This is a genomic window from Streptomyces sp. NPDC000983 (assembly GCF_040299205.1).
Classification (GTDB): Bacteria; Actinomycetota; Actinomycetes; order Streptomycetales; family Streptomycetaceae; genus Streptomyces.
Window position 1 is genome coordinate 215,136 of the sequence record NZ_JBEPBM010000012.1, and the last position, 18,422, is coordinate 233,557.

An 18,422-nucleotide genomic window follows, 5' to 3' on the forward strand; every position below is an offset into this window, starting at 1 on the left:
GCGCGGGGAACTGCGCGACAAGCCCCCACCCACCCGCACACGCCACCGAACCCGGAACCACCCCTGCGAAAGGCGACCATGCACACCGCCCGCTTCACCCTCGACCCCGCCTTCACCGTCGGCGAGGTCAACCCCCGACTCTTCGGCAGTTTCGTCGAGCACCTCGGCCGCTGCGTCTACACCGGCATCTTCGAACCGGACCACCCCACCGCCGACGAGGCCGGAATCCGCCAGGACGTCCTGGACCTCGTCAGGGAACTCGGCGTGACCGCCATCCGCTACCCCGGCGGAAACTTCGTCTCCGGCTACAGGTGGGAGGACTCGGTGGGCCCCGCCGAGGACCGCCCCCGCCGCCTCGACCTCGCCTGGCACGCCACGGAGACCAACCGCTTCGGCCTCTCCGAGTACATCGCCTTCCTGAAGAAGGTGGGCCCCCAGGCCGAACCCATGATGGCCGTGAACCTCGGCACCCGCGGCGTCGCCGAGGCCCTGGAACTCCAGGAGTACGCCAACCACCCCTCCGGCACGGAACTCTCCGAACTGCGCCGCGCCCACGGCGACAAGGACCCCTTCGGCATCCGCCTGTGGTGCCTGGGCAACGAGATGGACGGCCCCTGGCAGACCGGCCACAAGACCGCCGAGGAATACGGCAGGATCGCCGCCGAGACGGCCCGCGCCATGCGCCAGCTCGACCCCACCGTCGAACTCGTCGCCTGCGGCAGCTCCGGCCAGTCCATGGAGACCTTCGCCGAATGGGAGGCGACGGTCCTGAAGGAGACGTACGACCTCGTCGACTACGTCTCCCTGCACGCCTACTACGAGCCGATCGACGGTGACGTCGACTCCTTCCTCGCCTCCGCCGTGGACATGGAGTCCTTCATCGAGAACGTCGTCGCCACCTGCGACCACGTCGGCGCGCGGCTGAAGTCCAAGAAGAAGATCAACCTCTCCTTCGACGAGTGGAACGTCTGGTACCTCACCCGCTGGCAGGAGCAGGCGCAGAACTTCGAACAGGACGACTGGCCCGAGGCACCCCGGCAGCTGGAGGACAACTACTCCGTCACCGACGCCGTCGTCTTCGGCTCGCTGCTGATCGCCCTGCTCCGGCACGCCGACCGGGTCACCGTCGCCTGTCTGGCGCAGTTGGTCAACGTCATCGCGCCGATCATGACCGAGCCCGGCGGCCCGGCCTGGCGGCAGACCACGTTCTTCCCGTTCGCGCAGGCCGCCCGGTACGGCCGCGGCCAGGTCCTGGACGTACGGGTGGACTCCCCGACGTACGCGACGAAGAAGTACGGCGAGGCCGACCTGCTGCACGCCACCGCCGTACGCGGCGAGGACGGGAGCGTCACGGTGTTCGCGGTGAACCGCGGCCGCACCGAGGCGCTGCCCCTCGACGTCGCCCTGAACGGGCTGGACCTCACCGAGGTCGTCGAGCACAGCGCGCTCGCCGACGCCGACCCGGACGCCCGCAACACCCTCGACGCACCCGAGCGGGTCGTCCCGCACGCGGTCGAGGGCACCGCGGTCACCGACGGCCGGCTCACCGCCGTACTGGAGCCGCTGTCCTGGAACGTGATCCGCCTGCGTTGATCCGCCGATCCGCCCGCGCTGATCCGCATCCGCCGACACACGCGCCGCGCGCAGCGGCGACAATGGTCGTATGAGGATCTCGGCACGGGCGGACTACGCGGTACGAGCCGCACTGGAGCTCGCCGTACGGCACAACGACGGCCCGGTGAAGGCGGAGGCCATCGCCTCCGTCCAGGACATCCCGCACAAGTTCCTGGAAGGCATCCTCGGCGACCTCCGCCGCGCCGGTCTCGTCGAGAGCAGGCGCGGCGGCAACGGGGGCTACCGGCTGGCCCGGGAGGCGTCGCAGATCTCGGTCGCCGACGTCATCCGGGCCGTCGACGGCCCCATCGTCTCCGTGCGCGGGGTCCGCCCCACCGGCCTGTCCTACGCCGGGTCCGCCGAGCCGCTGCTGCCGCTGTGGATCGCGCTGCGCGCCAACGTCCGCCGGATCCTGGAGGGCGTCACCATCGCGGACGTCGCCGCCGACGCGCTCCCCGAGTCCGTCGTCTCACTGGCCGCCGAGCCCGCGGCCTGGGAGAACCCATGACCCGGCCCGCCCCTGCGGCAGCCCTTAACGCCATTCTCAGCTCGCGCTCAGCTTGATCCCCTAGCGTCCCCTCCTGTTCATCCCTACTCACCCGGTAGGAAACCCAGGAACAGGACGGAACCGCCCCATGCGCACGCTGATTCTGCTCGCCCTCGCGGGCCTGGGCGCCCAGCTCGTGGACGGCAGCCTCGGCATGGCCTACGGCGTCACCTCCACCACCCTGCTGCTCGCCATGGGCACCAACCCGGCCGCGGCCTCGGCCACCGTGCACCTCGCCGAGATCGGCACCACCCTGATGTCGGGCGCCTCGCACTGGCGCTTCGGCAACGTGGACTGGAAGGTCGTCGCGAGGATCGGCGTGCCGGGGGCGGTGGGCTCCTTCCTCGGCGCGACGGTCCTGTCCCGGCTCTCCACCGAGGTCGCCGAGCCGGTGATGTCGCTGATCCTGCTGGGCCTCGGCCTGTACGTCATGTCCCGCTTCACCTTCCGCGGCCTGCCCAAGGGGCAGCTCGGCAAGCCGCTGCGCAAGCGGTTCCTGTCCCCGCTGGGCCTGGTCGCCGGGTTCCTGGACGCGACCGGCGGGGGCGGCTGGGGTCCCGTCGGCACGCCCGCGCTGCTGGCCAGCGGCCGGATGGAGCCGCGGAAGGTGATCGGCTCGATCGACACCAGCGAGTTCCTGGTCGCGGTCGCCGCCAGCCTGGGCTTCCTGCTCTCCCTCGGCTCCCAGGGCGTGGACTACGTCTGGGTCCTGGCCTTCCTGATCGGCGGGCTCATCGCCGCCCCGATCGCGGCCTGGCTGGTCCGGCTGGTCCCGCCGCGCGTTCTCGGCTCGGCGGTCGGCGGCGTCATCATCGTCACCAACGTCCGCACGCTGCTCAACAGCGACTGGATCACCGCCCCGGCGGCCCTGTCCACGGCGGTGTACGTCGTCCTGTACGCGGTCTGGGCCGCCGCCCTGGCGTGGTCGATCCGCGCCTACCGGGCCGAGCGGGCCCTGGAGACGGAGCCCGAGGCGCTGGAGGAGTCTCCGGCGCGGGTGTAGCACGGGCGATCCCGCCCGCTCCTGTCGGCGGGGCGGGCGGGACCGTGGGGCTCAGCTGCGTTCGACGCCCAGGGTCAGGGTGCCGGTGTAGCCGGCCGAGGTCGTGCCGCCGAGGGCGGTGAGGGTCAGGAGGCCGGACGCGGCGCCGCCCTCGTCGTAGATGGAGTCCTGGGCGAGGGTGGTGCGCGGCACCGTGTTCGCCGAGTACGGCGAGATCGCGGCCACCCGGGTGGTGATCGTCTCGTTGAAGAAGAGCTGGCCGGTGTGGAGTTCCTGGCCGCCGGTGAACGAGCCGTCCGAGGTCAGGGTGACGTTCGTGTGCACCTTGACGTGGATGTGGATGCAACGGCCCCGGTACCAGCCGGGGTAGACCGTGGTGATGTTCGCGACGCCGTTCGCGCCGGTCAGGACCCCGCCGCGCAGGAAGGTCCCGTTGTCGGGCTCGTTGTGGCCGTTGTTGCCGACGAAGCCGGAGTACTCGCCGAGCGCGTCGGCGTGCCACAGCTCCACCAGCGCGTTGCTCAGGGGCACGCAGGTGTCGTCGTCCACGACGGTGAGGGCCAGCTTCAGCGGGATACCGGTCTTGTCCTCGGCGATGTCGGCCCGGACGAGCTGTCCGTCGAGGTAGTAGGGGCCTTCGGTCATCTCCTTGGTCAGGGTGCACACGGCCGCCGCGGCGACGGGCTCGGCGCGTGCGGGGGAGGGGGACGAGGTGGACGGGGACTCCGGGGCGGCCGTGGTCACGGCGAGTGCGGCGGCGGTGGCGCCCGTGGCGATGAGGACGGTACGCCGTCCGATGGGGGTTCCTGCTTCGTCTGTCATGGACACGGCACCGTAGGGAGCGTGGCTGTCCGTGAGCTGTCAGTTGGGCAAAGTGACGGCTCGTCAAGTCCCTTGCCGGTCAGGGTGTCGGGCGGACTCCCGGATTCCTCGCGAATGGCCGGAGTTCATCCTGTCCATGCCAAGCCATCCTTTCTACGATGCAACCGCCTCCGCCTTCACAGAAACCTCACTGTTTCTTCAAAGCGCAACCAAATGCGGAGGCATAGCCACCCCCCAACCCGAGGAGAAGCCATGACCCGTGGCCTTCTGCTGAGCGGCGCCGCACTCGCCGCTCTCGTCGCCACCGCACTGCCCGCGCACGCGGCGGACCCGTTCGACGACCCGCCCCCGGACAAGATCATCATCAAGGTCGCCACGGTGAACGGCTCCGGCTGCCCCCAGGGCACCACCGCCGTCGCCGTCTCCGAGGACAACACCGCCTTCACCGTGACCTACAGCGAGTACCTCGCCCAGGTCGGCGGCAACTCCGATCCGACCGCGTTCCGCAAGAACTGTCAGCTCAACCTCGTCGTCCACGTCCCGCAGGGCTTCACCTACGCGGTCGCCAGCGCCGACTACCGGGGCTTCGCCTCGCTCCAGAACGGCGCGAGCGCCGTCCAGCGGGCCTCGTACTACTTCCAGGGCTCACCGCAGACGGCGTACCGCAGCCACCCCTTCAGCGGCCCGCTCGACGACAACTGGCAGGCCACCGACTCCACGGAGTGGGCGCAGCTCGTCTGGGCGCCCTGCGGGGTCCAGCGCAACTTCAACATCAACACCGAACTGCGGGTCAACCGCGGCACCTCCCCGGCGGACAAGGTCAGCTTCATGACCATGGACTCGACCGACGGTGACATCAGCACGGTGTACCACCTGGCGTGGAAGGAGTGCCCGGCGAAGTCCTAGCGGGGCGTGAGGGCGCCGGGGGCCCGCCGTGTCAGCTTCGGCCGGTCCCCGGCGTCCCCACTGCCGCGTATCCGAGGAAGGTTGTCCAGGAGGCGGGGGCGAGGGCGAGGCGGGGGCCCTGGGGGTTCTTGGAGTCGCGGACGTGGATGGTGGCGGGGGTGTGGGCGACCTCTACGCAGTCGCCGTCACCGCTACTGCTGTGACTGGACTTGCGCCAGGATTGCGCGACTTCCACGCAGTCGTCGCCAGAACCCCCGCTGTAGCTGGACTTGTGCCAGGCGAGAGCGACTTCTACGCAGTCCCCCGAACCGCTGCTGCTGTAGCTGGACTTGAACCACATCAGTTCGCCGGTGCTCATAGCTCTCCTCGCATCCGTTGCAGCAGGCTCACGGAGTCGTGGAGAGTGAGAGCCTGTGAACGCATCCTGGCATACCGCCCTTGGAGCACGCTGACAACCTTCGAGGAGGTAAGTAGTTGGCCGCTCTCAGGTGCCTCCGTGTATGCGAACCACCGGTTGTCCGGCGCCTCCAGTAACTGCATGGGCCCATGCAGCCCTGCGTGTGACTCGCGCACCAACGGCATGATCTGGATCTCGACGTTCCGCAGCTTGGAGACCTCAAGCAAGTGATCGACGAGTGCCCGCGTTGTCGGCGCCCCGCCGGTTCGGCGGAGCAATAGCTGCTCCTCGACGATGAAGCTGAACGCCGTGTTGGGGCGCTCGTGCAGGAGTCGCTGCCGCGCAGTTCGTGCTGCCCACTGAGCCTCGATCTGTTCGTCCGTCAGCGGGGGAAGCTCATCGGTGAACAGTTGTCGCGCATACGCCTCCGTCTGCAACAACCCCGGTACCAACCGGCATTCGTACGTGTACAGCGTGATCGCCGACGCCTCCAGGCGGGCCCACTGCCGGAACCAGGCCGCCAGCCCTGGTTGCCGGCTGAGATGCTGTGCCGCCCGTGACAGGGCCCCCGTGTTGCCCAGTACGCCCTCCGCGCGTTCCGCGAACCTCGGGTCAGGCATGCGACGGCCGAGTTCCAGTGAGGCGACCGTGTGCCTCGACAGCCCCACCCGCTCCCCGAACTCCTCGCGGCTCAGGCCCGCGTGCTCCCGTAACGCCTGCACCACCGCCCCGAAGGTCCGCAGACTGTCGGACGACTCCGGTTCCCCGCCCGTGCCCACCACGCCATCGACCACTGTCGGTCACCTCCCGCGCCCATGGTCACGGTCGGTGACGCGTACTGTCCACCCCGTGACCGCGTACGCTTCCCCGGCGTACGCGCCCGCTGCCTGGTGAATCGCCCGGCCGGGGCGGCAGATTGGCGGCATGACCGCACCGAACCCCCCACGCCCGCCGGTTACCGTACGTATGTTCAGTCAGCGGCTCACCGCGACCCCGCGAGGCGCCCGGCTCGCCCGACGCCTCGCCCAGAGCCAGCTGGAGGTGTGGGGGGTCCCGCACGACACCGACGTGTCGGGCGCGGTCGCCGTGATCGTCGCCGAGCTGGCCGCCAACGCCGTACTGCACGGCCGGGTGCCGGGGCGGGACTTCGAGCTGCGGCTGTCCCTGGTCGCCGGGAGCGTGCGGGTGGAGGTGAGTGACACCTGTGCCGAGCGGCGGCCGCCCGTGCCCGCCGAGGTGGGGCCGCCGGATCCCCTCGACGAGGGCGGGCGCGGGCTCCTCCTCGTCCAGGCGCTCGCGAGCCGCTGGGAGGTGCTGGAGCGGGCGGCGTGCGGCAAGACCGTCCGCGCCGAGGTGGACGTGCCCAAGTGGCTTGCCCTGTGGCGGGATTGAAGGCTGTTGCTGCGCGAACCATTGACGCGAATGGGCTTCGATTCTACCTTCCCGTCCGAAGTGACGATCGATGTTCGACATACAGAACAGGAGCGTTCACATGAGCCGCATCAGAACCACCCTCCTCGCCCTCCCCGCAGCCGCGGTCCTCGCCCTGCTGCCGTCCACGGCCTCGGCGTACCCCAACCCCGGCACGGTCACGGGCTCCACCGTCGTCCACGACCCGACGATGATCCGCACCTCGTCCGGCCAGTACCTGCTGTACGCCACCGGCGGCGGCATGGCGAGCAAGACGTCGGGCAACCGGATCGCCTTCAGCGCGGGCGCCGACGCCTTCTCGTCCCGCCCGAGCTGGTGGTCGGGCTACTCCTCCGTGCCGGAGGCGTGGGCGCCGGACATCTCGTACCAGGGCGGCAAGTACCTGATGTACTACTCCGTCTCGAAGTTCGGCTCCAACACCTCGGCCATCGGGCTGGCGACCTCCACCACGGGTCTGCCCGGCAGCTGGACGGACCAGGGGACCGTCTACACCTCCGGCTCCTCCAGCGACTACAACGCCATCGACCCGAACCTCTTCGTCAACAGCGACGGCAAGTGGTGGCTCTCCTTCGGCAGTTGGTGGACCGGGATCAAGATGATCCAGATCAACCCGTCGACCGGGAAGCAGCTCTCCTCCAACACCACCCGCTACTCCCTCGCCTCCCGCCCGAGCGGGACCAAGGCCGTGGAGGCGCCCTACATCGTCAAACGCAACGGCTACTACTACCTGTTCGCCTCGTACGACACCTGCTGCGCCGGCACCAGCAGCACCTACAAGGTCAAGGTCGGCCGCGCCACCAGCGTCACCGGGCCGTACTACGACAAGAACGGCGTGTCGATGATGAACAACGGCGGCACGCCCGTACTGGAGTCGCACGGCCGGTACATCGGCCCCGGCGGACAGTCGATCATGAACGACGTCGACGGCGACCTGATCGTCTACCACTACTACGACGGCCAGGACAACGGCACGCCCAAGCTCGGCATCAACCTCCTCAACTGGAGCACCGGATGGCCCGTCGCCTACTGACCCTGCTGGCCTCGCTGGTCTTCCTGCTCGCCCTGGGGCAGACCCCGGCCAGCGCCGCCTCGTTCAGCAACCCCGTGAAGTCGGTCAAGGGCGCCGACCCCTGGATCTCGTACCACGACGGCAACTACTACCTGGTGACGACGAGTTGGACCGATCGCATCACCATCCGCAAGTCCACCACCCTGGCCGGACTCGCCACCGCGCCCAGCGTGCAGGTCTGGCAGGGCGACGCGGCCTCCCGCTGCTGCAACATCTGGGCGCCGGAGCTGCACTATCTGAACGGCCGCTGGTACCTGTACTACGTCGCCGGACAGAACGTCTCCGACTACGTCCCGACGCAGCGCACCCACGTACTGGAGAGCGCCGGCTCCGATCCCATGGGCCCGTACACCTACCGCAACCAGCTCAACTCGTCCTGGATGCTGGACCCGACGGTCGGCACGATCAACGGTCAGCTGTATCTGTTCGGCAGCGCGAGCGGAGGCACGCAGAACCTGGTCGCGGCCCGGATGTCGAACCCGTACACGCTGGCCACCGGCTTCTCCACCATCTCGACGCCGACCTACGACTGGGAACGGTCGGGCGGCACGGTCAACGAGGGGCCGGAACTCCTCCAGCGGGGCGGCCAGACCTATCTGATCTACTCCGCGAGCGGCTGCTGGACCCCCGACTACAAACTGGGCCAGCTGAAACTCACCGGCTCCAACCCGCTCTCCGCCTCCTCGTGGACCAAGAAGTCCTCCCCGGTCTTCCAGCGCAACGACTCCGCGGGCGTCTACGGACCCGGCCACAACGGCTTCTTCACCTCACCCGACGGCACGGAGAGCTGGCTCGTCTACCACGCCAACGACTCCGCCTCGGAGGGCTGCGACAACGGCCGTACGACCAGGGCGCAGAAGTTCACCTGGAACTCCGACGGCTCCCCGAACCTGGGCACCCCGGTGGCGCTGGGCGCGAGCCTGGCCGGCCCCTCGGGAGAACCCTCCTCGGCGTCCACCACGTACACCCTGACCAACCGCAACAGCGGCAAGTGCCTTGACGTGGCGGACGGTTCGACGGCGGACGGCGCCAATGTCCGGCAGTGGAGCTGCAACGGGGCGACCCCCCAGCGCTGGCGCCTGGAGGACCTGGGCGACGACACACACCGGCTGGTCAGCGTCGCCACGGGCAAGGTGCTGGACACGGCCGACTGCTCCTCGGCCGACGGCGCGGACCTGCGCCAGTGGTCCTGGCTGAACAACACCTGCCAGCGCTTCCGCCTCATCACCACAACGGACGGCTACGTCCGCATAGTCAACCAGGCAACAGGCAAGGTGGCGGACGTGGCGAACTGCGCCACAACAGACGGGGCAGACGTCCGCCAATGGACCTGGCTGAACAACAACTGCCAACAGTGGCGCCTAAACCCGACCTAGAAAAACCCACCCAGGGGCGCGGGGAACTGCGCGAGAACCCCGCACGACCCCGCACAGGTCCACCCACCTCTCAGGGGCGCGGGGAACTGCGCGAACAACCCCCACGAACCCGCATCCGCCGACGCGACCGGTTCACCCCATGCCGGCCGCGTTCGGCCAGGCCCCCGCGTTGGGCCACCCCGTGGCCGGCGCGGGCGCCAGCCCAGGCCCGGTGGTCCCCCGAACCTGCGCCGCCGTAAGCCCACCCCGGGCAGGCACCCCCGGCGGCGTAGGCCCGAACGCGGCGGCGGCAGGCACAGCCGCCGGAATCGGCGCCGGAATGGGCGCCGGCGTCGGCATAGGCGCAGGCATCGGAGCCGGCGCAGCCACAGCAGCAGCCGCCGGCATGGGCGCGGGCATCGGCGCAGGCACAGGCGCAGGCATCGCAACAGCAGGCGCAGGCATGGCAGCAGCAGGCGCAGGCATGGCAGCAGCAGGCGCAGCCGCCGGCACCCCCATAGCCGGCGCAGCCATAGGAACCCCCATAGGAATCCCCGCCCCGTTCGTGGACCCCACCAGCCGGTCCACGGCCGCCGTACCCGAGCTGTAGCTGGTCCCGGTAGCCAGCTCGGGCACGGCGGCCGCTCCCCTCCTGGTCCCGTAGAGCACCTGTTCCAGACCGGACACCAGGCGACGCACGTCCGTCTGGGGGCGCACCACGAGTCTCAGGAAGCGGCTGGACGAACCGATCTTGTTGCCGCATTCACGGACCAGGATCCGGTGCTCGGTGAGCAGCCGGTCCCGTACGACGGTGCCCTCGGCGCCCACGGGCAGGCGCACGAAGAGGAAGTTGCCCTGGGAGGGGTAGACCGTGAGGCCGGGCAGCGCGGCGAGCTGGGTCGCCATGTCGAGGCGGTCCCGGCGCACCTGGTGCAGGCTCTCGGCGTACTCCTGCCCGTGGTTCTTCAGCATGAACACCACATGCTCGGCGAAGGCGTTGAGGTTCCACTTAGGGAGCATCGAGCGGACGCGTCCCGCGAGCGAGGGGTTGGCGACGAGATAGCCGAACCGGATGCCGTGCAGGCCGAAGTTCTTGCCGAGGCTGCGCAGCACGATGACGTTGGGCCGCAGCATCGCCTCCTGCACGACCGAGGGCTCCACCTCCGCGTCGGCGAACTCCAGGAACGACTCGTCGATGACGACCAGGTCGAGATCGGCCATGGCGTCCATGAACTGCACGAGCGCGTGCCGGTGCAGGAAACCGCCGTCGGGGTTGTTGGGGTTGCAGATCACGGCGACGCGGGTGCCGCGGGCCCGGATGAACTCGGCGTACTGCGCGAGGTCGAGGGCGAAGCCGCTGGACTCCTGGAGCGGGAACATGTCGACCCGCTTGCCGGTCTCCATGGGCTGGTCGGTCCAGCGGCCGAAGGTGGGGACGGGGACGGCGAGGGACTCGCGGACCAGCAGGTGGTCGATCCAGGTGATCAGCTCGGTCGAGCCGTTGCCCATCGCGACGGCCTGCGGGGGGAGTTGGAGGAGGTTGCACAGCTCGGCCGTGATGGTGTCGGCGCCGCTGGGGTAGTACGTGATGATGTCGCGCAGCCGGCTCGCCATGTCGTCGAACATGGCGGGGGTGGGGAAGTAGGGGTTGCACGGGATGCAGAAGTCGATCGGTCCGACCCCGTCACCGCCTTCACGCGCCAGCGCTGCCATCGAGGGGCTGTGCGCCGCCGTGCTGCGGAACAGCGAGGTGACGTTCTCAGCCAATGCAACCTCCGGGTCCGGGTGGCCCGTGCGGGGGAGCACGGGCCACCCTTGGATACGGATGCCGCAGAGGCGCTGTTCAACCTCTGTGAATTTGGTGGGAAGTTGTGAAGACGCTGTGACCGAGGGTCACGCGCTGAACGAGTGCACCGTCGTCGTCCGGTACGTCTGCCCAGGTCGCAGCGTTGTGGACGGGAACGAGGGCTGGTTCGGCGAGTCCGGGAAGTGCTGCGTCTCCAGGCAGAGCGCGTCGCCCTGGCGGTAGATCGAACCGCCGGTGCCGACCAGGGTGCCGTCGAGGAAGTTGCCCGAGTAGAACTGCAGGCCCGGCTCGGTGGTGGCCATCTTCAGGGTGCGGCCGGAGGAGGGGTCCCGCAGGGTCGCCACCCACTGGGGACGCGACGTGATCCCCTTGTCGAGGACCCAGTTGTGGTCGATGCCCTTGCCGTACAGCAGTTGCTGGTGGGCGACACGGATGTCCTCGCCGACGGTCTTGGTGCGGCGGAAGTCGAAGGGGGTGCCCGCGACCTTCGCCAGCTCGCCCGTGGGGATCAGCCCCGAGTCGACCGGCGTGTAGCGGGAGGCGGCGATGGACAGCTCGTGGTCGTAGATGGTGCCGCTGGCCTCGCCGGCCAGGTTCCAGTAGACGTGGCTGGTGAGGTTGACGACGGTGGCCTTGTCGGTGGTGGCCTCGTAGTCCACGCGCCAGTCGCCGGAGCGGGTCAGGGTGTACGTCACCTTGGTGCGCAGGGTGCCGGGGTAGCCCATCTCGCCGTCGACGGAGGTGTAGTACAGGTACAGGCCGACGTCGGAGCCCTTGGTGAACGGCTCGATGTCCCAGACGACCTTGTCGAAGCCCTTGGACCCGCCGTGCAGGCTGTTCGCGCCGTCGTTGACGGACAGCTGGTATTCCTTGCCGTCCAGGGTGAACCGGCCCTTGCCGATGCGGTTGCCGTAGCGGCCGATGAGGGCACCGAAGTAGGGGCTGGAGGAGACGTAGTCCTCGATGTTGTCGAAGCCGAGGGAGACGTTGGTGTACCGGCCGCGCCGGTCGGGGATCTCCAGGGACTGGACGATGCCGCCGTAGGAGAGGACCTTCAGCCGGGTGCCGCCGTTCTCCAGCGACCAGCTGTAGATCTTCGTGCCGTCGGCGAGCCTGCCGAACAGCGACTTCGCGGGGCGGGAGCCCCCGGTGGCATGTGCGGTGCCGCTCATGGCGGCGGTGACACCGGCGGCCGCGGCCCCGGCGATGAGGGTGCGTCTGTTCAGTTCCATGTTGCGGCTCCTGTAATAGGAAGCGGGCCCCGCCTTCCGGCGGGGCCCGAGCGACTTATGAACCGACCTTGCGCTTGTTCCACACGTCGAATCCGACCGCCGCGAGCAGCACCAGGCCCTTGATGACCTGTTGCCAGTCCGTGCCGATGCCGACGAGGTTCATACCGTTGTTCAGCACACCCAGGACCAGGCCGCCGATGATGGCGCCGAGCACCGTGCCGACGCCGCCGCTCATCGACGCGCCGCCGATGAACGAGGCGGCGATGGCCTCCAGCTCGAAGTTGAGGCCCGCCTTGGGCGAGGCCGCGTTGAAGCGGGCGGCGAAGACCAGACCCGCCAGGGCCGCGAGCATGCCCATGTTCAGGAAGACCAGGAAGGTGACCTTCTTGTCCTTCACACCCGACAGCTTGGCCGCCGGGAGGTTGCCGCCGATGGCGTAGATGTGGCGGCCGATGATCGCGTTGCGCATGACGTAGCCGAAGCCGACCAGCAGCACCCCGAGGACGAGCAGGACGTACGGGGCGCCCTTGTAGCTGGCGAGCAGCATCGTCACGGTGAGGATGGCGGCGCCCAGCGCGACCAGTTTGAGCAGGAAGACCTTGAACGGCAGGACTTCGAGGGAGAACTCCTGCTGGCGGCGGCGGTCGCGGAACTCCTGGAGGACCACGAAGACGATCAGTCCGAAGCCGAGCAGCAGGGTGAGGTTGTGGTAGTTGGTGTCCGGGCCGACCTCGGGCATGAAGCCGTTGGACACCTTCTGCAGGCCCTCGGGGAACGGGCCGAGGGTCTGCCCCTCCAGGAAGATCTCCGTCAGACCGCGGAAGACGAGCATGCCCGCGAGGGTGACGATGAACGAGGGTATGCCGCCGTAGGCGATGAAGAACCCTTGTGCCGCGCCCGCCAGCGCGCCCATGGCGAGGCAGAGGATGACGGCGACCGGCCACGGCAGGTCGTTCTTGACCATGAACACGGCCGCCATGGACCCGATGAACGCGGTCAGCGAGCCGACCGACAGGTCGATGTGGCCGGCGATGATCACCAGCATCATGCCGATCGCGAGGATCAGGATGTAGCTGTTCTGCAGCACCAGGTTGGAGACGTTGCGCGGCAGCAGCAGGTCACCGTCGGTCCACACGGCGAACAGCACCACGATCAGACCGAGGGCGATCAGCATGCCGTACTGCCGCATGTTGCGGCGCATGCCCTCCATCACCAGGTGGAGCAGGCCGTCCGCGGCAGCCGTGCCGCCCTTGCCGGGCGGCGCCGGGGCCGGCGTCCTGTCGGTCACATCCGTGCTCATCGGGATACCTCTTTGTCCTTGGTCATCTGACGCATCAGCGCTTCCTGCGAGGCCTCGGCCCGCGAGAACTCACCCGTGAGCCGCCCCGCGGCCATGGTGTAGATGCGGTCGCACATACCGAGCAGCTCCGGCAGCTCGGAGGAGATGAAGACGACCGCCTTGCCCTGGGCGGCCAGTTGGTCGATGACGGTGTAGATCTCGTACTTGGCGCCGACGTCGATCCCGCGCGTCGGCTCGTCCAGGATCAGCACATCGGGACCCGCGAAGATCCACTTGCTGAGGACGACCTTCTGCTGGTTGCCGCCGGAGAGCTTGCCCACCGGCTCGAAGACGGTCGGCGCCTTGATGTTCATGGACTTGCGGAAGCCCTCGGCGACCTGCCGCTCCTCGTGCTCGTCGACCACGCCCCGCTTGGCGACCTTGCCCAGCGCGCTGAGCGAGATGTTGCGGTTGATGGTGTCGATGAGGTTCAGCCCGAAGTGCTTGCGGTCCTCGGTGACGTACGCGATGCCGTGCCGGACCGCCTCGGGGACGGACTTGGTACGGATCTCCGTGCCGTCCTTGAGGACCGTGCCGCCCGCGTACCGGCCGTAGGTCCGCCCGAACACGCTCATCGCGAGTTCGGTGCGGCCCGCGCCCATCAGGCCCGCGATACCGACGATCTCCCCGCGCCGTACCTCCAGGGAGACGTCGTCGACGACCTTGCGCTGCTGGTCGATCGGGTGGTGCACGGTCCAGTTGCGGACCTCCAGCGCCGGCGACGCGCCCTCCTCGGGCGTGTGCGGGGTGCGGTCGGGGAAGCGGTGCTCCAGGTCCCGGCCGACCATCCCGCTGATGATCCGGTCCTCGGTGGTCCCCTCGGCCTTCACGTCGAGGGTCTCGATGGTCCGGCCGTCGCGCAGGATCGTCACCGAGTCGGCGACCCTGCGGATCTCGTTCAGCTTGTGGCTGATGATGATCGAGGTGACGCCCTGCTTCTTCAACTCCAGGATCAGATCCAGGAGTTTGCCGCTGTCCTCGTCGTTCAGGGCCGCGGTCGGCTCATCCAGGATGAGCAGCTTCACCTTCTTCGACAGCGCCTTCGCGATCTCCACCAGCTGCTGCTTGCCCACGCCGATGTCGGCGACGCGGGTGTCGGGGTGGTCGCCGAGACCGACCCGGCGCAGCAGTTCGGTGGCGTGCCGCAGCGTCTCGGTCCAGCTGATGATCCCGCGGGTGGCGTGCTCGTTGCCGAGGAAGATGTTCTCCGCGATGGAGAGGTAGGGGATCAGCGCCAGTTCCTGGTGGATGATCACGATGCCGTGATGCTCACTGGCCCTGATGTCCTTGAAGGAGCAGACCTCTCCCTCGAAGAGGATCTCGCCCTCGTACGTGCCGTGCGGGTGGACTCCGGAGAGGACCTTCATCAGGGTCGACTTGCCGGCCCCGTTCTCCCCGCAGATGGCGTGGACCTCGCCCTGCTGGACGGTCAGTGTGACGTCCGACAGCGCCTTGACGCCGGGAAAGGTCTTGACGATCGAGCGCATTTCCAGGACGGGTCCCGCCATGGTCGTGCCTTCCAATCAGTGGGTGCCGGCGGTTACTTGAGGTCGCTTTCCTTGATGTAGCCGGAGTCGACGACCGTCTTCTGGTAGTTCGCCTTGTCGACGCTGACCGGCTCCAGCAGGTACGCCGGGACGACCTTCGAGCCGTTGTCGTAGGTCTTCTCGTCGTTGACCTCGGGCTTCTTGTCGTTCAGCACCGCGTCGACCATGTTCGAGGCGACCTTGGCCAGCTCGCGGGTGTCCTTGTAGACGGTCATCGCCTGCTCGTCGGCGATGATCGACTTCACCGAGGCGACCTCGGCGTCCTGGCCGGTGACGATCGGCAGCGGCTTGGACTTGGAGCCGTAGTCGTCGGACTTCAGCGCCGACAGGATGCCGATGGAGATGCCGTCGTACGGCGAGAGCACCGCGTCGACCCGCTCGGACTTGTAGGCCGAGGTGAGGATGTCGTCCATGCGCTTCTGGGCGGTGCCGCCGTCCCAGCGCAGGGTGGTGACCTGGGTGAGCTCGGTCTGGCCGGAGCGGACGACGAGCTGCTTCTTGTCGATGTAGGGCTGCAGGACGTTCATCGCGCCCTGGAAGAAGTAGCGGGTGTTGTTGTCGTCGTTCGAGCCGGCGAACAGCTCGATGTTGAAGGGGCCCTTCTCGGAGCCGTCCTTCAGACCCAGCTTCTCCAGGATGTAGTTGCCCTGGAGCTCGCCGACCTTCTCGTTGTCGAAGGACGCGTAGTAGTCGACGTTCTCGGTGCCCAGGATGAGCCGGTCGTAGGAGATGACCGGGATGTCCGCGTCCTTGGCCTGCTGCAGGACGTTGTTCATCGACTTGTTGTCGATGGCCGCGACGATCAGCGCCTCGACACCCTGCGTGATCAGGTTCTCGATCTGCGAGACCTGCTGGTCGGGGTCGTCCTCGCCGAACACCAGCTTGGTCTTGTAGCCCTTGGACTCCAGGTCCTTGACGACGTTGTCGCCGTCTGCGATCCAGCGCTCGGAGGACTTGGTGGGCATGGCGATACCGATGGTCGCGCCATCGGAGCCCCCCTTGTTGTCCTCGCTGCCGCCCTCGCTGTCCTGGCCGCAGGCGGTCAGGGTCAGGGCCAGGGAGGCGGCGGTGGCTATGGCGGCGAGAGCGGCTCTGCGGTTGCGCATGGTCATCTTCCTTGATGTCTCAGCACGACTGGGTGTGTGGGATTCTGTTTGGGTGCGTCTTCTTGTGTGAAGCCCTGCTCGAAACCTTTATGAATATGTTTCGAAACGTCGGAGCTCACCGGGCAGGCGTGAGCCCAGCGGCGCCATGTCGTCGACCACCCCGTGCCGGGCGAGCAGGTCCAGGGCCAGCCGGCCGCGGCGCACCCGCTCCTTCGCGGTGGACAGCGTGAGCTCCCTCATGTGGTGGCCGTACGGGTAGATCCCGGGGGCCTTGGAGAGACCGAACTTCAGGTAGAGCGGTGCGCCGCGCCGGATCAGCTCGGCGACCTCGTACATCCGGATGTAGCCGCCGAGGTCGTCGGGGGCCTCGATGTACATGTCCATGGGGGCCGCGGAGGCCCGTCGGATCTCGGTGAGATGGTCCAGGGTGAGATCGCTCGGCACATTGACCGAGTCGGCCCCCAGCCGTTCGTAGACCGCGTACGCGGCCGGGTTGACCGGGCCGATCAGCGCGCTCACCTTCAGCGTCGTGTCGGCCGGGATGATGCCCTGCGCGCGGGCCCGGTGCAGGGTCCACAGCACGCCCTCGTCGGCGACGAGCAGGCACTTCACCCCCAGCTCCACGGCGCGTACGGCGTCCTCCACGCAGCCGGCGACCGCGTCGTGCCCTCGGGCTCGCAGTCCCGCCCCCCGGGAGTCGGTGCGGGTGGAGCCGCCGATGTCCCAGGTGCCGCGCGGGCCGGTGAACAGACAGAGTTCGATGTCGCGTTCGGCGGTGGCCTCGACCATCTCGGTGATCTCCGAGTCGGTGAGCATCCACACGCCGCTGCCCTGGCTGATCCGGTGGATCGGCACGTCCAGCCGCGAGGACTCCTTGAGGACAACGGCCAGCGCTTCGGGACCCTCGCACGAGGGGATCTCGGTGCGCCAGCGGCCGCCGCCCGGGAAGGTGTGGGGCGAGGCGTCGGCGGGGGAGAGGTCGGGCGCGCCCAGACCGAGGGCGGCGAGCGCCTGCTCACCGGGTCGACGGGCTGCCGTGGCGGAAGCGTCGGTCACAAGCTGTCCTTCTGGTTCGGTATTTCGGACGAAGTTCGCCGCTCTGGGTGCGGAAGGGCCTGGTGTACGCCGGTACGGGAGACGTCAGGTGACCCCCGTACCGGCGTACGGCTAGGGGCGGAGCAGGACCTTGCCGACCTTGGGGTCTCCGGAGCCCACGAGGTCGATGGCCTGGGCGAAGCCGTCGAGGGGGAGTTCGTGGGTGACCAGCGGGAGCGGGTCGAGGAGTCCGGCGGCGAACACCCGTACCGTGTGCGCCCAGGCGTCCGGGGGCGCCCCGAACACGGTGTGCACCTCCAGCTGCCGCACCACCAGGTCGGTCGGGTCGAGGCCCTCGGCGCCCGGCGCGGGGATGCCCGTCAGGACCAGCCGCCCCCCGCGCCTGAGCAGGGAGGCGGCGGTGCGTGCGGCGGACGCGGACCCGGCGGTCTCGATGACCACGTCGAAGTCGTCGGGCAGGTCCTGGTCGCGGGTGCGGAAGTCGGTGGCGCCGAACTGCCGGGACAGCTCCTCCCGGTCCGGGCGACTGCCCACCACGAGGAGTTCGCCGGGGGAGCCGGCGTGCAGGAACTGCACGGCGAACATGCCCAGCGTCCCGGTGCCGACCACCGCGACCCGCTCACCCGGCCGGGCGTTCGCCTTGATCGCGGCGGCGGCGATGCACGCGGCCGGCTCCATCAGGGCGGCCGCCGTCAGATCGCAGTCGTCCGGCAGGACGTGCAGCAGGCGGGCCGGCAGGGTCAGCGTCGTCGCCATGGCGCCGGGCCGGGTGAACCCGGTCTCCTCGTAGCCGGCCGTGCACAGGGTGGTCTCACCGGCGTGGCAGCGGTCGCAGACCTGGCAGTTGCGAAACCCCTCGCCCACGACCTTCCGCCCGACCAGGGAGGCGGGCACCCCGGCGCCCACCACCTGCACGGTCCCGGACCACTCGTGGCCGGGGGTGAGCGGGTAGCGGACGTAGCCCTCGGGCCGGTTGCCCTGGTAGACCTCGCGGTCGCTGCCGCAGATGCCGACCGCGTGCACCCGCACCAGCGCCTCCCCGGGGCCGGGGTCGCGCGGGGTGTGCCCGGCCAGCCGGTGCACCCCGGGCGCCTCGACGACCACGGCGGTGCTCACTGGGAGCCCTTCGGCTTGCGCTGCTCCCAGCCCTCGGCCCACAGATCGAACCGGGCCTGCTGCTGCGGGAACTCC

General features: G+C 68.9%; 17 protein-coding genes. 7 read left to right on the top strand and 10 right to left on the bottom strand.

The genetic code is table 11. From position 1 onward, the window contains the following. The first annotated feature begins 78 nt into the window (after nt 1-78). The 3 genes from arfA to ABT296_RS16775 all read left to right on the top strand — a co-directional run bounded on the left by arfA (nt 79) and on the right by ABT296_RS16775 (nt 3,164). Nucleotides 79-1,593 carry an arabinosylfuranosidase ArfA gene (gene arfA / locus ABT296_RS16765; RefSeq protein WP_351927813.1) on the top strand — a complete coding sequence of 505 codons (1,515 nt, stop codon included), beginning with the start codon at nt 79-81 and terminating at the stop codon, nt 1,591-1,593. Between the two features lie 70 nt (nt 1,594-1,663). Then, nucleotides 1,664-2,122 carry an RrF2 family transcriptional regulator gene (locus ABT296_RS16770; RefSeq protein ID WP_351927815.1) on the top strand — a complete coding sequence of 153 codons (459 nt, stop codon included), beginning with the start codon at nt 1,664-1,666 and terminating at the stop codon, nt 2,120-2,122. A gap of 127 nt (nt 2,123-2,249) precedes the next feature. After that, a complete protein-coding gene (locus ABT296_RS16775) occupies nt 2,250-3,164 on the top strand; it encodes a sulfite exporter TauE/SafE family protein (RefSeq protein WP_351927817.1) in 915 nt (304 codons plus the stop codon). Nucleotides 3,165-3,215: 51 nt separating this feature from the next. On the opposite strand, the gene ABT296_RS16780 is transcribed toward ABT296_RS16775, so the two are convergent. Beyond that, nucleotides 3,216-3,986: an intradiol ring-cleavage dioxygenase gene (locus tag ABT296_RS16780; RefSeq protein ID WP_351927819.1), complete on the bottom strand. Its 771-nt coding sequence runs from the start codon at nt 3,984-3,986 to the stop codon at nt 3,216-3,218. A 252-nt stretch (nt 3,987-4,238) separates the two neighbouring features. On the opposite strand from ABT296_RS16780, the gene ABT296_RS16785 reads away from it, so the two are divergent. After that, nucleotides 4,239-4,892: a DUF4360 domain-containing protein gene (locus tag ABT296_RS16785; RefSeq protein ID WP_351927821.1), complete on the top strand. Its 654-nt coding sequence runs from the start codon at nt 4,239-4,241 to the stop codon at nt 4,890-4,892. A 31-nt stretch (nt 4,893-4,923) separates the two neighbouring features. Here the strand turns inward: ABT296_RS16785 and ABT296_RS16790 are convergent, their stop codons facing one another. Together ABT296_RS16790 and ABT296_RS16795 are read right to left on the bottom strand one after the other, a co-directional pair. Further along, nucleotides 4,924-5,250, bottom strand: coding sequence for a DUF397 domain-containing protein (locus ABT296_RS16790; RefSeq protein ID WP_351927823.1), 327 nt, complete (start codon nt 5,248-5,250; stop codon nt 4,924-4,926). Further along, the gene (locus ABT296_RS16795) at nt 5,247-6,083 is read right to left on the bottom strand and encodes a helix-turn-helix domain-containing protein (protein WP_351927825.1); all 837 of its coding nucleotides are present in this window, start codon (nt 6,081-6,083) and stop codon (nt 5,247-5,249) included. The genes ABT296_RS16790 and ABT296_RS16795 overlap by 4 nt, the downstream gene beginning before the upstream one ends. 130 nt (nt 6,084-6,213) lie before the next feature. Between ABT296_RS16795 and ABT296_RS16800 the strand changes: the two genes are divergently transcribed. The 3 genes from ABT296_RS16800 to ABT296_RS16810 all read left to right on the top strand — a co-directional run bounded on the left by ABT296_RS16800 (nt 6,214) and on the right by ABT296_RS16810 (nt 9,165). Continuing rightward, nucleotides 6,214-6,681 carry an ATP-binding protein gene (locus ABT296_RS16800; RefSeq protein WP_351927827.1) on the top strand — a complete coding sequence of 156 codons (468 nt, stop codon included), beginning with the start codon at nt 6,214-6,216 and terminating at the stop codon, nt 6,679-6,681. Between the two features lie 100 nt (nt 6,682-6,781). After that, nucleotides 6,782-7,750, top strand: a complete 969-nt coding sequence (locus ABT296_RS16805) for an arabinan endo-1,5-alpha-L-arabinosidase (RefSeq protein WP_351927829.1) — start codon at nt 6,782-6,784, stop codon at nt 7,748-7,750. Continuing rightward, a complete protein-coding gene (locus ABT296_RS16810; protein ID WP_351927831.1) occupies nt 7,732-9,165 on the top strand; it encodes a family 43 glycosylhydrolase in 1,434 nt (477 codons plus the stop codon). Before ABT296_RS16805 ends, ABT296_RS16810 begins: the two co-directional genes overlap by 19 nt. Before the next feature lie 132 nt (nt 9,166-9,297). Here ABT296_RS16810 and ABT296_RS16815 read toward each other — a convergent pair whose 3' ends face one another. From ABT296_RS16815 to ABT296_RS16845, 7 genes are all read right to left on the bottom strand, one after another. Then, entirely contained in the window at nt 9,298-10,911 is a 1,614-nt protein-coding gene (locus tag ABT296_RS16815; protein WP_351927833.1) for a pyridoxal phosphate-dependent aminotransferase, read from the bottom strand. A gap of 126 nt (nt 10,912-11,037) precedes the next feature. Then, the gene (locus ABT296_RS16820) at nt 11,038-12,183 is read right to left on the bottom strand and encodes an aldose epimerase family protein (protein WP_351927835.1); all 1,146 of its coding nucleotides are present in this window, start codon (nt 12,181-12,183) and stop codon (nt 11,038-11,040) included. Nucleotides 12,184-12,238: 55 nt separating this feature from the next. Continuing rightward, complete coding sequence (mmsB, locus tag ABT296_RS16825; RefSeq protein ID WP_351927837.1) at nt 12,239-13,483, bottom strand: multiple monosaccharide ABC transporter permease; 1,245 nt, start codon at nt 13,481-13,483, stop codon at nt 12,239-12,241. Then, nucleotides 13,480-15,030, bottom strand: a complete 1,551-nt coding sequence (gene mmsA / locus ABT296_RS16830; protein ID WP_351927839.1) for a multiple monosaccharide ABC transporter ATP-binding protein — start codon at nt 15,028-15,030, stop codon at nt 13,480-13,482. The genes mmsB and mmsA overlap by 4 nt, the downstream gene beginning before the upstream one ends. 32 nt (nt 15,031-15,062) lie before the next feature. After that, nucleotides 15,063-16,175 (bottom strand): multiple monosaccharide ABC transporter substrate-binding protein, encoded by a 1,113-nt coding sequence (gene chvE, locus ABT296_RS16835; RefSeq protein WP_351927841.1) that lies wholly within the window; start codon nt 16,173-16,175, stop codon nt 15,063-15,065. Between the two features lie 87 nt (nt 16,176-16,262). Then, the gene (locus tag ABT296_RS16840) at nt 16,263-17,231 is read right to left on the bottom strand and encodes a hypothetical protein (protein WP_351927843.1); all 969 of its coding nucleotides are present in this window, start codon (nt 17,229-17,231) and stop codon (nt 16,263-16,265) included. A gap of 111 nt (nt 17,232-17,342) precedes the next feature. Continuing rightward, a complete protein-coding gene (locus ABT296_RS16845) occupies nt 17,343-18,347 on the bottom strand; it encodes a zinc-dependent alcohol dehydrogenase (RefSeq protein WP_351927845.1) in 1,005 nt (334 codons plus the stop codon). Between the last annotated feature and the right edge of the window lie 75 nt (nt 18,348-18,422).